At 71.7% G+C, this 13960-nt stretch carries 15 protein-coding genes; all 15 read left to right on the top strand.

Annotated features, from left to right (window positions below; all coding sequences use genetic code 11):
• The first annotated feature begins 17 nt into the window (after nucleotides 1–17).
• Nucleotides 18–1529: a depupylase/deamidase Dop gene (gene dop, locus ACWDBB_RS25725; RefSeq protein ID WP_449791845.1), complete on the top strand. Its 1512-nt coding sequence runs from the start codon at nucleotides 18–20 to the stop codon at nucleotides 1527–1529.
• 174 nt (nucleotides 1530–1703) lie between these two features.
• Nucleotides 1704–1922 (top strand): ubiquitin-like protein Pup, encoded by a 219-nt coding sequence (locus tag ACWDBB_RS25720; RefSeq protein WP_188299085.1) that lies wholly within the window; start codon nucleotides 1704–1706, stop codon nucleotides 1920–1922.
• A gap of 162 nt (nucleotides 1923–2084) precedes the next feature.
• Nucleotides 2085–2927 (top strand): proteasome subunit beta, encoded by an 843-nt coding sequence (gene prcB, locus ACWDBB_RS25715; protein ID WP_449791844.1) that lies wholly within the window; start codon nucleotides 2085–2087, stop codon nucleotides 2925–2927.
• Nucleotides 2928–2958: 31 nt separating this feature from the next.
• Complete coding sequence (gene prcA / locus ACWDBB_RS25710; RefSeq protein WP_392874388.1) at nucleotides 2959–3714, top strand: proteasome subunit alpha; 756 nt, start codon at nucleotides 2959–2961, stop codon at nucleotides 3712–3714.
• A 117-nt stretch (nucleotides 3715–3831) separates the two neighbouring features.
• A complete protein-coding gene (pafA, locus tag ACWDBB_RS25705; RefSeq protein ID WP_449791843.1) occupies nucleotides 3832–5193 on the top strand; it encodes a Pup--protein ligase in 1362 nt (453 codons plus the stop codon).
• Between the two features lie 302 nt (nucleotides 5194–5495).
• On the top strand, nucleotides 5496–6338 hold the full coding sequence (locus ACWDBB_RS25700) for an FKBP-type peptidyl-prolyl cis-trans isomerase (protein ID WP_449791842.1): 843 nt from the start codon (nucleotides 5496–5498) through the stop codon (nucleotides 6336–6338).
• Between the two features lie 263 nt (nucleotides 6339–6601).
• The gene (locus ACWDBB_RS25695; protein ID WP_449791841.1) at nucleotides 6602–7915 is read left to right on the top strand and encodes an FKBP-type peptidyl-prolyl cis-trans isomerase; all 1314 of its coding nucleotides are present in this window, start codon (nucleotides 6602–6604) and stop codon (nucleotides 7913–7915) included.
• Nucleotides 7916–8061: 146 nt separating this feature from the next.
• On the top strand, nucleotides 8062–8472 hold the full coding sequence (locus ACWDBB_RS25690; protein ID WP_449791840.1) for an FKBP-type peptidyl-prolyl cis-trans isomerase: 411 nt from the start codon (nucleotides 8062–8064) through the stop codon (nucleotides 8470–8472).
• A 177-nt stretch (nucleotides 8473–8649) separates the two neighbouring features.
• Nucleotides 8650–9624, top strand: a complete 975-nt coding sequence (locus ACWDBB_RS25685) for a helix-turn-helix transcriptional regulator (protein WP_449791839.1) — start codon at nucleotides 8650–8652, stop codon at nucleotides 9622–9624.
• Between the two features lie 26 nt (nucleotides 9625–9650).
• Nucleotides 9651–10577 (top strand): helix-turn-helix transcriptional regulator, encoded by a 927-nt coding sequence (locus ACWDBB_RS25680; protein WP_359901265.1) that lies wholly within the window; start codon nucleotides 9651–9653, stop codon nucleotides 10575–10577.
• Between the two features lie 27 nt (nucleotides 10578–10604).
• The gene (locus tag ACWDBB_RS25675) at nucleotides 10605–10811 is read left to right on the top strand and encodes a hypothetical protein (protein ID WP_375876040.1); all 207 of its coding nucleotides are present in this window, start codon (nucleotides 10605–10607) and stop codon (nucleotides 10809–10811) included.
• Nucleotides 10812–10832: 21 nt separating this feature from the next.
• Nucleotides 10833–11045, top strand: a complete 213-nt coding sequence (locus ACWDBB_RS25670; RefSeq protein WP_449791838.1) for a hypothetical protein — start codon at nucleotides 10833–10835, stop codon at nucleotides 11043–11045.
• A gap of 201 nt (nucleotides 11046–11246) precedes the next feature.
• The gene (gene tatA / locus ACWDBB_RS25665) at nucleotides 11247–11546 is read left to right on the top strand and encodes a Sec-independent protein translocase subunit TatA (RefSeq protein WP_449791837.1); all 300 of its coding nucleotides are present in this window, start codon (nucleotides 11247–11249) and stop codon (nucleotides 11544–11546) included.
• 127 nt (nucleotides 11547–11673) lie between these two features.
• Nucleotides 11674–12567 (top strand): twin-arginine translocase subunit TatC, encoded by an 894-nt coding sequence (tatC, locus tag ACWDBB_RS25660; protein WP_449791864.1) that lies wholly within the window; start codon nucleotides 11674–11676, stop codon nucleotides 12565–12567.
• Between the two features lie 159 nt (nucleotides 12568–12726).
• Nucleotides 12727–13902 (top strand): NAD(P)/FAD-dependent oxidoreductase, encoded by a 1176-nt coding sequence (locus tag ACWDBB_RS25655; RefSeq protein ID WP_449791836.1) that lies wholly within the window; start codon nucleotides 12727–12729, stop codon nucleotides 13900–13902.
• The last annotated feature ends 58 nt before the right edge of the window (nucleotides 13903–13960 follow it).

The raw sequence follows: 13960 nt of genomic DNA, 5'->3' as shown, positions 1-13960 counted from the left end.
CGGGCAAGGAGGGCCGCATGACCGTACGGCGCGTGATGGGCATCGAGACCGAGTACGGAATCTCCGTGCCCGGGCACCCCAACGCCAACGCCATGCTCACCTCGTCCCAGATCGTCAACGCGTACGCGGCGGCGATGCACCGGGCACGGCGGGCCCGCTGGGACTTCGAGGAGGAGAATCCGCTGCGCGACGCACGGGGGTTCGACCTGGCCCGCGAGGTCGCGGACGCCAGCCAGCTGACCGACGAGGACATCGGCCTCGCCAACGTCATCCTCACCAACGGGGCCCGGTTCTACGTGGACCACGCGCACCCCGAGTACAGCTCGCCCGAGGTGACCAACCCGCGTGACGCCGTGCTCTGGGACAAGGCCGGCGAGCGGATCATGGCGGCGGCCGCGCAGCGCGCGCTGGAGCTGCCCAACGGGCAGAAGATCCACCTGTACAAGAACAACACCGACAACAAGGGCGCCTCCTACGGCACCCACGAGAACTACCTGATGAAGCGGGCGACACCGTTCGCCGACATCGTCCGCCACCTCACCCCGTTCTTCGTCTCCCGCCAGGTGGTCACCGGCGCCGGCCGGGTCGGCATCGGCCAGGACGGCTCGGCGCACGGCTTCCAGATCAGCCAGCGGGCGGACTACTTCGAGGTCGAGGTGGGCCTGGAGACGACGCTCAAGCGCCCGATCATCAACACCAGGGACGAGCCGCACGCCGACGCCGAGAAGTACCGCCGGCTGCACGTGATCATCGGGGACGCCAACCTCTCCGAGATCTCCACCTACCTCAAGCTGGGCACCACCTCACTGGTCCTGTCGATGATCGAGGACTCGTTCATCGCCGCCGACCTCGCCGTCGACCAGCCGGTGCGCACCCTGCACCGGGTCTCCCACGACCCGACGCTCAAGCACCTGATCACCCTGCGCAACGGGCGCAAGCTCACCGCCGTCCAGCTCCAGCTGGAGTACTTCGAGCTGGCCCGCAAGTACGTCGAGGACCGCTTCGGCACCGACGCGGACGAGCAGACGGTGGACGTGCTGGCGCGCTGGGAGGACGTCCTGGGCCGACTGGAGCGCGACCCGATGTCGCTCTCCCGCGAGCTGGACTGGATCGCCAAGCGGGAGATCCTGGAGGGCTACCGCAGCCGGGACGCCCTGCAGTGGGACAACCCGCGGCTGCACCTGGTCGACCTCCAGTACAGCGACGTACGGCCCGAGAAGGGCCTCTACAACCGTCTGGTGGCGCGCGGCAGGTTCGAGCGGCTGCTCACCGAGGACGAGGTCGAGCGGGCCGTCTCCAAGCCGCCGGAGGACACCAGGGCGTACTTCCGCGGGCGCTGCCTGGAGCAGTACGCGGAGCACGTCGCGGCCGCCTCCTGGGACTCGGTGATCTTCGACCTGCCCGGCCGGGACTCCCTGCAGCGGGTCCCCACCCTGGAGCCGTTGCGCGGCACCCGCAACCACGTCAAGGAGCTGCTGGACCGCTGCCGCACGGCCGAGGACCTGCTCCGGGTGCTGTCCGGCGGGTAACTTTTCGATCACCATGGGTGAACGTCCGCCGAATGGGAATCATCCGGGGTGGCAGCGGGTGTTGGACAGGAAGCGCCACCGGCAAACCGGGAGCGGTAGTCGCACCTTGTGTATAGGGTCGGTGCAGCAAGCAACGACCGAACCGTGCCAGACGAATCGAGCGGGGTGAGGGAAATGGCGAGCAAGGACACCGGCGGCGGCCAGCAGCGGGCGAACCGTTCCTCCGAGGAGGTCGAGGAGCAGGCCGCGGAAAGCCAGAATTCCGACGACCTCAAGGAGCGCCAGGAAAAGCTGAGCGACGACGTCGACGCGGTGCTGGACGAAATCGACGAGGTCCTCGAATCCAATGCGGAGGATTTCGTCCGAGGATTCGTCCAGAAGGGCGGGCAATAGTCCGGCCCGGGCATTCCGGAATTCACGGTCGCGATCGTCCCCGGCGGCCGGGCGGAGAACACCGCCCGGCCGTCCGGCACCGGCCCCTCCACGCGTTCACGGTGATCGTCGGACGGGTAGGGTGCGGGCAGCGCGCGCTTCAAGCTACCTGGAAGGAATCGTGTGGAAGCCAACACTCGCGGCACCGGGCGTCTGCCGGCTGCCTTCCTGACCCCGGGGTCGTCGTCCTTCATCGACTTCCTCGCCGACCACCAGCCGGAACTGCTCCCCGGCCGCCGCGGGCTCCCCGAGGGCGTCATGGTCGAGGCCCCGCACGGGACCACGATCGTGGCCGCGGTGTTCGACGGCGGCGTGGTGATCGCGGGTGACCGGCGGGCGACCATGGGCAACGTGATCGCCCAGCGCGACATGGAGAAGGTCTTCCCGGCCGACGAGTTCAGCGCGGTCGGCATCGCCGGCACCGCGGGCCTCGCGATCGAGATGGTCCGGCTGTTCCAGCTGGAGCTGGAGCACTACGAGAAGATCGAGGGCACCACGCTCTCCCTGGAGGGCAAGGCCAACCGGCTCACCACCATGATCCGGGGCAACCTGGGCATGGCGATGCAGGGCCTCGCGGTGGTGCCGCTGTTCGCCGGCTACGACCTGGACCTCGGCCGCGGCCGGATCTTCAACTACGACGTCACCGGCGGGCGCTCCGAGGAGCGCGGCTTCACGGCCACCGGCTCGGGATCGGTCTTCGCCCGCGGCTCGATGAAGAAGCTCTACCGCGAGGACCTGACGGCCGACCAGGCCGTCACCATGGTCGTCCAGGCGCTGTACGACGCCGCGGACGACGACTCCGCCACCGGCGGTCCCGACCTCGCCCGCAAGATCTTCCCGATCGTCTCGCTGATCACCGAGGACGGCTTCCGCCGGCTCACCGAGGCGGAGGTCACGGAGGTCGCCGTCGCCATCACCGACGAGCGCCTGGTCCGGCCCAACGGCCCGCAGGCCCCGCTGATCTAGCCACCCCCTCACAGGAAAGGGACGACCGCCGGTGTCGACACCGTTCTACGTCTCACCCCAGCAGGCCATGGCGGACCGCGCGGAGTACGCCCGCAAGGGCATCGCCCGCGGCCGCAGCGTGGTCGTGCTCACCTACGCCGACGGCATCGTCTTCGTCGCGGAGAACACCTCCAGGGCGCTCCACAAGGTCTCCGAGATCTACGACAAGATCGCCTTCGCGGCGGTCGGCCGCTACAACGAGTTCGAGAACCTGCGCATCGGCGGCGTCCGCTACGCCGACCTGCGCGGCTACTCCTACGACCGGGCCGACGTCACCGCCCGCGGCCTGGCCAACGTGTACGCCCAGACCCTGGGCACCATCTTCTCCTCGGTCGGCGAGAAGCCGTACGAGGTCGAGCTGATCGTGGCCGAGGTCGGCCGCACCTCCGACAACGACCAGATCTACCGGCTTACGCCGGACGGCTCGGTCGTGGACGAGAAGAACTACGTGGTGGTCGGCGGCAACGCCGACTCGATCGGCAACTACCTGGGCCAGCGCCACCGGGCCGGCATGAGCCTCACCGAGGCGGTGAAGCTCGCCGTGGACTCGCTCGCCCGGGACCCCAACGGCGGCAGCCCGCGCAGCCTCACGCCGGAGCAGCTGGAGGTCGCGGTCCTCGACCGCCAGCGGTTCCAGCAGCGCAAGTTCAAGCGGATCCTGGGCAACCAGCTGGGCCGGCTGCTCGACGGGGACCAGTCCGCCGAGGCGGACGACGAGGACAACCCGGCGGACGGCACGCCGGTGTAGCAGTTCCTGCGGAGTCCCGTACGGCGGCCTGCCGCCGTACGGGACTCCGGTGCCCCTGCGGCGGCCCAGTCGTCGTGGAGGCGGTTTCGGACAGCTCCGACAGAGAATGGAGTGCTCATGGACCGCCGGATTTTCGGGCTGGAGAACGAGTACGGCGTGACCTGCACGTTCCGCGGGCAGCGGCGGCTGTCGCCGGACGAGGTGGCGCGGTACCTGTTCCGCCGGGTCGTCTCCTGGGGGCGCAGCAGCAACGTCTTCCTGCGCAACGGCGCCCGCCTGTACCTCGACGTCGGCTCCCACCCCGAGTACGCCACCCCCGAGTGCGACGACGTCGTCGAGCTGGTGACGCACGACAAGGCCGGCGAGCGCATCCTCGAGGGGCTCCTGGTGGACGCCGAGCGGCGGCTGCACGAGGAGGGCATCGCGGGGGACGTCTACCTCTTCAAGAACAACACCGACTCGGCCGGCAACTCCTACGGCTGCCACGAGAACTACCTGGTGGCCCGGCACGGCGAGTTCTCCCGGCTGGCCGACGTGCTGATCCCCTTCCTGGTCACCCGGCAGCTGATCTGCGGCGCGGGCAAGGTGCTCCAGACCCCGCGCGGCGCGGTGTACTGCGTCAGCCAGCGGGCCGAGCACATCTGGGAGGGCGTCAGCTCCGCCACCACCCGCTCGCGCCCGATCATCAACACCCGGGACGAGCCGCACGCGGACGCCGAGCGCTACCGCCGGCTGCACGTGATCGTCGGCGACTCCAACATGTCCGAGACCACCACGCTGCTCAAGGTCGGCTCCACCGACCTGGTGCTGCGGCTGATCGAGGCCGGCGTGGTGATGCGCGACCTCACCCTGGAGAACCCGATCCGGGCGATCCGCGAGGTCAGCCACGACCTCACCGGCACCCACCAGGTGCGCCTCGCCAACGGCCGGGAGGCCAGCGCGCTGGACATCCAGGAGGAGTACTACACCAAGGCCCTGGAGTTCGCCGAGCGCAAGGGCATCAACACCGGGACGGTCGCCCGGGTGCTCGACCTGTGGGGCCGCACCCTGGAGGCCGTCCGCACCGAGCGGCTGGACGGGGTGGCCCAGGAGATCGACTGGATCATGAAGTACAAGCTCATCGAGCGCTACCGCGAGAAGAACCAGATGAGCATGTCCAACCCGCGGGTGGCGCAGATCGACCTCGCGTACCACGACATCCACCGCCGCCGCGGCCTGTTCTACCTGCTCCAGGGCAAGGGCCAGGCGCAGCGGGTGACCACCGACCTCAGGACCTTCGAGGCCAAGTCGATCCCGCCGCAGACCACCCGGGCCCGGCTGCGCGGGGACTTCATCCGCCGGGCGCAGGAGCAGCGCCGGGACTTCACGGTGGACTGGGTGCACCTGAAGCTGAACGACCAGGCCCAGCGCACGGTGCTGTGCAAGGACCCGTTCCGTTCGGTGGACGAGCGGGTGGAGAAGCTGATCGCGGGGATGTGAACCCGCTGAGGCTGCGCGGTCACCAAGAGTGACCGCAGTGGTTGTGATCAAGGAGGTGTCCGGCCCCGGTGGTGTCTACCGGGGCCGGACGCGTGCCGGGCATACGCTGTCCGTCGAGTCAGGAGAGCCGACTTCGACCGACAGTTAGGACCACCGTGCGCCGCACCGCCGGTTTGCTTCCCACCCTGCCGCTGCTGCTCGCGGTCGCCTGCAGCAGTTCCCCCCCGGCGGCCGGCCCCGCGACGCCGACCACGGCGAGCGCCGCCCCGACGGTGCCGGCGCCGGTCAGCGAGGCGTCACCGATGCCCACCCTTTCGGGTGGCGGGTACGGCAGCAAGGCCACCATCACCATCCCCGAGGGCCAGCAGCCCAGCGGCCAGTTCGTGGTGAACACGGTCACCGAGGGCGAGCGGGTCACCGTCAACAAGGGCGACTGGGTGACGGTCAACTACACCGCCAAGGACTGGACCACCGGCAAGGACCTGCCCAGCTCGTACGACGCCAACGGCAAGCCGCAGCTCTACCAGGCCGGCAGCGGGCAGCTGGTGCCGGCGCTGGACCAGAGCGTGATCGGCAAGAAGGTGGGCTCCCGGCTGCTGGTGGTGGCCCCGCCGGCGGCGGCCTTCGGCGAGCAGGGCTCCGGCCAGCTGGGCGTCAAAAAGGGTGACACGGTGGTGTTCGTGCTGGACATCATGGAGAGCCTGCCGCCGGACTCCACGCTGAGCGGGACGATGACCGAGCCGCCCGCGACGATGCCGCAGGTCAAGGACAACGGCAAGGCCCCGGCGACGATCACGGTCCCGGCCGGGCAGGCCCCGCCGAACGAGCTCCAGCAGGCCGTGCTGATCAAGGGGGAGGGCAAGCAGGTCAAGAGCGGGCAGACCCTGGTGGTGCAGTACACCGGGGTGCTGTGGGCCAACGGCCAGCAGTTCGACTCCTCCTGGACGCACGGCGGAGCCCAGGCGGTGCAGATCGGCACCGGCAGCGTGATCGAGGGCTGGGACAAGGGCCTGGTCGGGCAGAACGTCGGCAGCCGGGTCCTGCTGGTGGTGCCGCCGGCGCTCGGCTACCAGGACAAGGCACAGGGCTCGGTGCCCGCGAACTCGACCCTGGTCTTCGTGATCGACATCCTCGAAGCGGTCTAGCGGTCTGGCGGTCCAGCTGCCGGGGGCTGTGCCTGGGGGACTCCACCGGCGCAGCCCCTCGAACTCACCCCGGGGATTCCGTACGCTTGGGCGGACGCTCGTACAACGAAGCGTCCGCCCTCATCCTGAGCTGTCATACTGCCCACGCACTGTGGCAGGCGCCGCCCGGCGCCGAGGCCTGGGGCGGGCGGTGCGACCGCAGGCCGGCGTGCCCACGCCGGGCGCAGACCTGGAAGACCTCGTGGCGAGATGGATGGGGAGTCATGACTGAGAAGACGCCGAGCCCGGGCGGGGCCGGCACCGCGGCGAACGACGGCTCTGCGGACCCGGCCGCCTCCCGTCCCGGCGGCCCGGTCGGCGGGGACCGCGAGTCGATCGTCGTCCCCCCGGCGATCCTGGCGCAGCAGGCCGGCTGGGCGCAGCCCGGTGAGGCGCCGCGCGCCCCGGGCGGCGGGACCAAGACGGACGACGCCCCGCAGATCTTCGCCTCCAGCGTGCGCAAGTCCGACACCTCGGAGGCCGGGTACGACGAGAACCCGCCCGGCGTCGGCAAGCTGGGCGTGATCCTCGGCACGGTGATCGCCCTGCTGCTGGTCGGCAGCGGCGTCACGCTCTACATGGTGAACAAGGACGGCTCCAAGGACAGCGCCGCGGCCAAGCCGGACGCGGCCAAGACCGCGCAGCCCACGCCGACCGCCGAGCCGGTCCCGCCGATCAAGGACAGCGCCAAGGTGCTGCCGACGGTCGCCGGCGACTTCGGCAAGAAGGCCGAGATCCAGGTGCCGGGCGAGGCCTCCGACGGCTCCTTCGTGGTCAAGGTGCTCACCGAGGGCACCGGCGCCAAGGTCGAGAAGAACTCCTGGACCTCGGTGGACTACACCGCCAAGGACTGGAACACCGGCAAGGACATCCCGAGCTCGTACGACGCCAACGGGAAGCCGCAGATCTTCCAGGCCGGCACCGACTCGCTGATCCCGGCCCTGGACCAGGCCGTGATCGGCAAGAAGGCCGGCAGCCGGCTGCTGGTGGTGGCCCCGCCGGCCGCCGCGTTCGGCGCCCAGGGCAAGGCCGACATGTCGATCGGCCCCAAGGACGACCTGATCTTCGTGATCGACGTCCGCAACGCCAACGCGCCCGACTCCGTGGTGAGCGGGACGGTCACGCCGCCGCCGGCGGACTTCCCGCAGGTCAAGGACAACGGCAAGAAGCCGGCCGAGATCACCCCGGTGGCCGGGGCGAAGGACCCGACCGAGCTGAAGTCGCACGTCCTGATCAAGGGCACCGGGCCGGCGGTGGAGAAGGGCGAGAAGGTCGTCGTCCAGTACACCGGCGCGCTGTTCAAGGACGGCAAGGTGTTCGACTCCTCGCTCAGCAAGGGCCAGGCGTTCACCTTCCCGGTCGGCGGCGGCCAGGTCATCCAGGGCTGGGACCAGGGCCTGGAGGGGCAGACCGTCGGCAGCCGGGTCGAGCTGGTGATCCCCGCCTCGCTGGGCTACGGCGACAAGGGCCAGGGCGACATTCCGCCCGGCGCGACGCTGGTCTTCGTGGTGGACATCCTCGACGCCGGTCAGGGCTGATCCACTTTCGGGTGACAATGGTGCACGTGTGACCTTCGGGTCCGGCCGTGTGGCCGGACCCGGACGGGCGGCGGGTGCGCGTACGGTGGTTCGCCGAGACTTCTGTCGGGGCGGACCCGGTACGGGTGCCCGCCGCTTGGTCGTGAATGCAAGCGAATGTGAGAAGAGGGACTGTGAGCGTCAACCTCAACGAGAAGCCCGAGATCGACTTCCCGATCGGCGACGCCCCGACGGAGCTGCAGATCCGCGACATCGTCGTCGGTGACGGCGAGGAGGCCAAGCCGGGCCAGGTCGTCAGCGTGCGCTACGTCGGCGTGACCTTCGAGACCGGCGAGGAGTTCGACGCGAGCTGGAACCGGGGCACCGCTCCTTTCCAGTTCCCGCTGGGCAAGGGCCGCGTCATCAAGGGCTGGGACCAGGGCGTCGCCGGCATGAAGGTCGGCGGCCGCCGCGAGCTGACCATCCCGTCGCACCTGGCGTACGGTGCCCAGTCGCCGACCCCGGCCATCCCGCCGCACTCGACCCTGATCTTCGTGGTCGACCTGCTGGGCGTCTGAGCCTGCCGTGACCGTGGGCCGGACCCCTCCGGGGGCCCGGCCCACGGGCGTGTCCGGGGGCGTTCGCGGAGGCGGCTTTTGCAGCGCGTACCGCTACCGGTACGGTCGGTCCCGCCGGGTGGAGACCGCCCGGTTGGCGCACCCCGCGCGCGGCGCGGCACACCGGAAGGGTCAGCGATGGCGATCGCCAAGGCAGAGCGGCTGATGAATCTCGCCCTGTGCCTGATGAACACCAGACGTCCGCTCTCCAAGAAGGAGCTGCGGGAATCCATCGAGGCGTACCGCGAGGCCTGGCAGACCAGCAGCGAGGACGCCTTCAACCGGATGTTCGAGCGGGACAAGGACGACCTGCGCGAGCTCGGCCTGGTGATCGACGTCGACGAGAGCGCCCTGGACGGCGAGCTCGGCTACCTGGCCAGGGCCGACCGCAACCGGCTGCCCGAGATCGCCCTGGACGCCGAGGAAGCGGCCGCGCTGACCCTGGCCGCCCGGGTCTGGCAGCAGGCCAAGATGTCCGGCGCGGCCAGCGGCGCCCTGCAGAAGCTGCGCGCGGCCGGGGTGCCGTTCACCGAGGCCGAGGGCCGTACCGCCCTGGAGCCGCGCATCCCCGCCCGGGAGGCCGCGTTCGAGCCGCTGCTCACCGCAGCCCGGGACCGCCGTCCGGTCACCTTCGAGTACCGCAAGGCCGGCGCCGCCGCCGTCGAGCAGCGCAGCGTCGAGCCGTGGGCGCTGGAGTGCTGGCGCGGCCACTGGTACCTGGCCGGGTACGACCGCGACCGGGGCGACGCCCGGGTGTTCCGGCTCAGCCGGATCACCGGCCGGGTGAAGGCGCGGTCCGGGGCCTTCCTCGGCACCGTGCCCGAGCACGTGGACGTCCGGGCCACCGTGGCGAAGTTCGCGGGGGAGGGTGCCACCGCCACCGCGACCGTCCGGGTCCGCCGGGGCGCCGGCTTCCCGCTGCGCACCAAGGCGCTGAGCAGCACCCGGGTGGACGAGGCCTGGGACGAGCTGGAGATCCCGTACGGCAACGGGCTGGGCGCGGACCTGGCCGAGTTCGGGCCGGACGTGCTGGTGCTCGGGCCGGAGGAGCTGCGGGCGGATGTCGTCGACCGGCTGCGGGCGGTCGCGGGGCTTGAAGGAGAGAGCGCGTGAGCAACGCCATCGACCAGACGCGACGGATGCTGTCGCTGGTCACCTACCTGCGCGAGCGGCCCGGGGCCGAGGTCGCCGAGGTGGCCCGGGCGTTCGGGATCAGCGAGCGCGAGCTGATCGCGGACCTCAACGTGCTGCCGATGTGCGGCACCAGCTTCCGCGGCGGCGACCTGCTCGACATCGACACCGACGGCGAGCGGATCTGGTGGCACAACGTCGACGACGTGGCCCAGCCGCTGCGGCTGGCCGCCGACGAGGCGACCGCGCTGCTGGTGGCCGCCCGCGCGGTGGCCGGGCTGCCGGGCCTGCGGGCCGGGGACCGCGAGGCGCTCACCCGGGCCGTCGCCAAGATCGAGAACGCGGCGGGGGAGAGCGCCGAGGGCAGCGCCAGGGTCGGCGTCACCTTCGAGGCGGAGAGCCACGTCTTCGCCGACATCGACCGCGCGCTCAGCGAGGGCCGCCGGCTCTGGCTGCGCTACTACTCGCACGGGCGCGGCGGGATGACCGAGCGGGAGGTCGACCCGATCCGGCTGCTCACCGAGGGCCACACCTACCTCGAGGCCTGGTGCCGCACCTCCGAGGACCACCGGATGTTCCGGCTCGACCGGGTCGCCGAGATCCGCGTCCTGGACGTCCCGGCCGACCCGCCCCGGCGCGAGCCGCGCGACCTCAGCGGCGGGCTGGTCAACCCGGCGGCGGACGACCCGGAGGTGGTCGTCGAGGTCTCCTCCGGCGGGCGCTGGGTGGCCGAGTACTACACCCACGACCGGGCCGAGGAACTGCCCGACGGCGGGCTGCGGATCACCCTGCGCAGCGCCGACCCCTCCCAGCTGCGCCCGCTGGCGCTGCGGCTGGGCCGGGACGGCCGGATCGTCTCGCCGCCCGAACTGGCCGAGCAGGCGCGCTCGGCCGCGCGGGAGGCGCTGGCCGCCTACGGGGAGGGGCGGGCCTGAGCGGTGGAACCCGGGACCAGATTCAAGGTGTACTGCTCCGAGTGCCGGGAGAAGGTGGAGCTCCCGGCCGAGGACTTCCGCCTGACCCTCGGCCGCACCCCGGCCCAGGCGCACTACAGCTTCGGCTGCCCGCGGTGCGGGGCGGCGGTGCGCAAGCCGGCCGGGGAGAAGATCGTCGAGGCGCTCACCGGGGCCGGGGTGCGCACCATGCGGCTCGTCCCGGCGGAGGGGTGACCCCCGTATAGGGTGGGGCGCATGTCCTGGATGCTCGTCGCCGCCGTCCTGCTCGCCACCGCGGGCCTGCTGGTCCTCGGGGTCCTCGCGATCCGGCTCTGGCTGGACGTGCGGGCGCTGGCCAAGGGCGTGGACCGGGCCTCGCGGGCGCTGGCCGCGGCGGCCGAGGACCTGGCGGAGGCGATGCCGGCGGCGAACGCCCCGGTCGAGGAGCGGACCGTCCCGGTCGCGTAGTTCCGCACAGCACGACCGGGCCGACGGCGGCACGGGGGCTGCTGCGCGCGGGCGGGGTCGGGTTACGCTCTGAGGTGGCTCCTGAACCGCGTTCCTGGGGCCGCTGTCCTGTTCGGGCGGCCGTCGTCGTGGCGTCATCCGCAGCGGTTACCATCCGCAGCGGACGGCCCGTCGGGCCGCCATGACTGAAGGTGGTCGCGCATGCGCATCTCGATGACCGCGATCGTGGTGATCGTGGTTCTCGCCATCCTGCTGTTCGGAGCCAAGCGGCTGCCGGACCTGGCGCGCTCGCTGGGCAAGTCGATGCGGATCCTGAAGAGCGAGGCGCAGGCGATGCGTTCGGACGGCGAGTCCGAGCAGCCGGCCCGGCCCGCTCCGGCTCCGGTCGACGGTGGTGCGGGCAAGACCATCCGGTCCGCCCCGGGCGCGGCGGCCACGGCCCGTCCGGTGAACGAGTCCGCCGCCGGGGCCTTGGCGCCCGACGGCGACCGTCCGCACTGAGCGCGGCGCACGTGACGTACGCGACTTCGCAGGCCCGTCGACCGGCGGGCCCCCACGCACGAGTTGAGGACCGGGGTTGAGCAAGCTCTCCAAGGCGCCGAAGGCGTCAAAGGATCCTGAGGGGCGGATGGCCCTCGCCGACCACCTGCGGGAACTGCGCAACCGCGTGGTCAAGTCGGTCCTGGCGATCGTGGTGATCACCATCGTGGCGGCGATCTACCACAAGCAGCTCGAGGACCTGCTGCTGAAGCCGCTGCCGCAGTGCAACACCCCGGAGCTGGCCAAGCACTACCACGGCAAGTGCGCCCAGGTCTCCAACATCGGCCTGACCGCCGGTTTCACCTGGATGCTGAAGGTGGCCCTGACGGCCGGTGTGGTCGCGACCGTGCCGATCTGGCTCTACCAGGTCTGGGCCTTCGTGGCGCCCGGCCTGCACAAGCACGAGAAGAAGTACACGTTCGTCTTCCTGCTCTGCGGGACGCCGCTCTTCCTGGCCGGTGTGGCCGTGGCCATCCTGGTGCTGCCGACCACGATCGACGTGCTGATCTCGTTCACCCCGAACAACACCACGCCGATCCTGCCGCCCGAGGACTACTTCGACATCGCCACCAGGATGGTGCTGGTCTTCGGCCTGGCCTTCGAGTTCCCGCTGCTGCTGGTGATGCTGAACGTCATCGGCATGGTCGGCGGCAAGCGGCTGCTGGGCTGGTGGCGCGGCATGGTCATGGGCATCACGGTGTTCGCGGCCTTCGCCACGCCGAGTGCCGACCCGCTGAGCATGCTGGCGCTGGCCGCGCCGATCTGGGCGCTGTACTTCATCGCGGTGGCGATCGCGCTCTTCAACGACAAGCGGAAGGCGCGCCGCAACCCGGACGCGGGGCTGGACGACGAGGAGGCCTCGCACCTGGACCTGTCGGTGCAGCCGGTGGCCGGTGCGGAGTCCGTCGAGGCCTCGGCGGCCCCGGCGGCCGGCGCGGCGGTGCCGGCGTCCCGCCGCGAGGAGATGGACGACATCACCTGAGTCGCCCGAACCGGTAGGCCCTGACGGAGCCCCGGTCCGCCGCTCTGCCGAGCGGTGGGCCGGGGCTCCTCGGCGTTCGGGCCTTTCCGCTGGTCGGGGGTGCTCCCGGTTTCGGGCGGCGGGCTTGGCAGCTCTCATGGCATGTGACATATTACTGACGTGCTGAAGACCGAGAGACCTCCCCTGGATGTCGTCGTGGTCGGCGCCGGCGTGGTCGGCGCCGCCTGCGCCTACTACGCCGCCCGCGCCGGGCTCGCCGTCGCCGTCGTGGACCGCGGCCCGGTGGCCGGCGGCACCACCGGCGCGGGCGAGGGCAACCTGCTGGTCTCCGACAAGGAACCCGGCCCCGAACTCGACCTCGCCCTGCTCAGTACGCGGCTCTGGCGCGAACTCGCCGAGCGGCTCGGCCCGGCCATCGAGTACGAGCCCAAGGGCGGCGTGGTGGTCGCCTCCACCGCCGCCGGACAGGACGCGCTGCGGGCCTTCGCCGCCGGACAGCGGGCCGTCGGGGTCGAGGCCGAGGAAGTGCCCGGCGAGCGGCTGCGCGAGCTGGAACCGCACCTGGCCGAGGGCCTGGCCGGCGGCTTCCACTACCCGCAGGACGCCCAGGTCCAGCCCGCCCTCGCCGCCGCCCACCTGCTGCGCGAGGCCCGCCGGATGGGCGCCCGGCTGATCGCCGGGGAGAGCGTCACCGCCATCGACCGGGGCCCGGACGGCGCCGTGCGCGGCGTGCGGACCGACCGGCGCGGCCTGGCCGCCGGCGCCGTGGTGAACGCGGCCGGCACCTGGGGCGGCGAGGTGGCCGCACTGGCCGGGGTGGGCCTGCCGGTGCTGCCCCGGCGCGGCTTCGTGCTGGTCACCGAGCCGCTGCCGCGGGTCGTGCGGCACAAGGTCTACGCGGCCGACTACGTCGCCAACGTGGCCAGCGGATCCGCCGGGCTGGAGACCTCCGCCGTGATCGAGGGCACCCCGGGTGGGCCGGTGCTGATCGGCGCCAGCCGGGAGCGGGTCGGCTTCGACCGCACGCTCTCCCAGGAGGTGCTGCGCCGGCTGGCCGCCCAGGCCGCCGCGCTGTTCCCGGTGCTCGCCGGAGTCACCGTGATGCGCACCTACCGGGGCTTCCGCCCGTACCTGCCGGACCACCTGCCGGCCATCGGGGCGGACCCCCGGGTGCCCGGGCTGTACCACGCCTGCGGGCACGAGGGGGCCGGCATCGGGCTGGCCCCGGCGACCGGGCTGCTGATCAGCGAGCAGCTCACCGGCAAGCAGCCGGAGCTCGACCTCGCGCCGTTCCGGGCGGACCGGTTCCCCGTCGAGGAGAGTTCCGCCGGGTGACGGCCCGGCCGGGTGACGGCCCGGCCGGGCGACCACCGGCCCCACGACCGCCAGACAT

Source organism: Kitasatospora sp. NPDC001095 (assembly GCF_053598615.1).
This window is presented reverse-complemented; position numbering and strand designations above follow the sequence as displayed.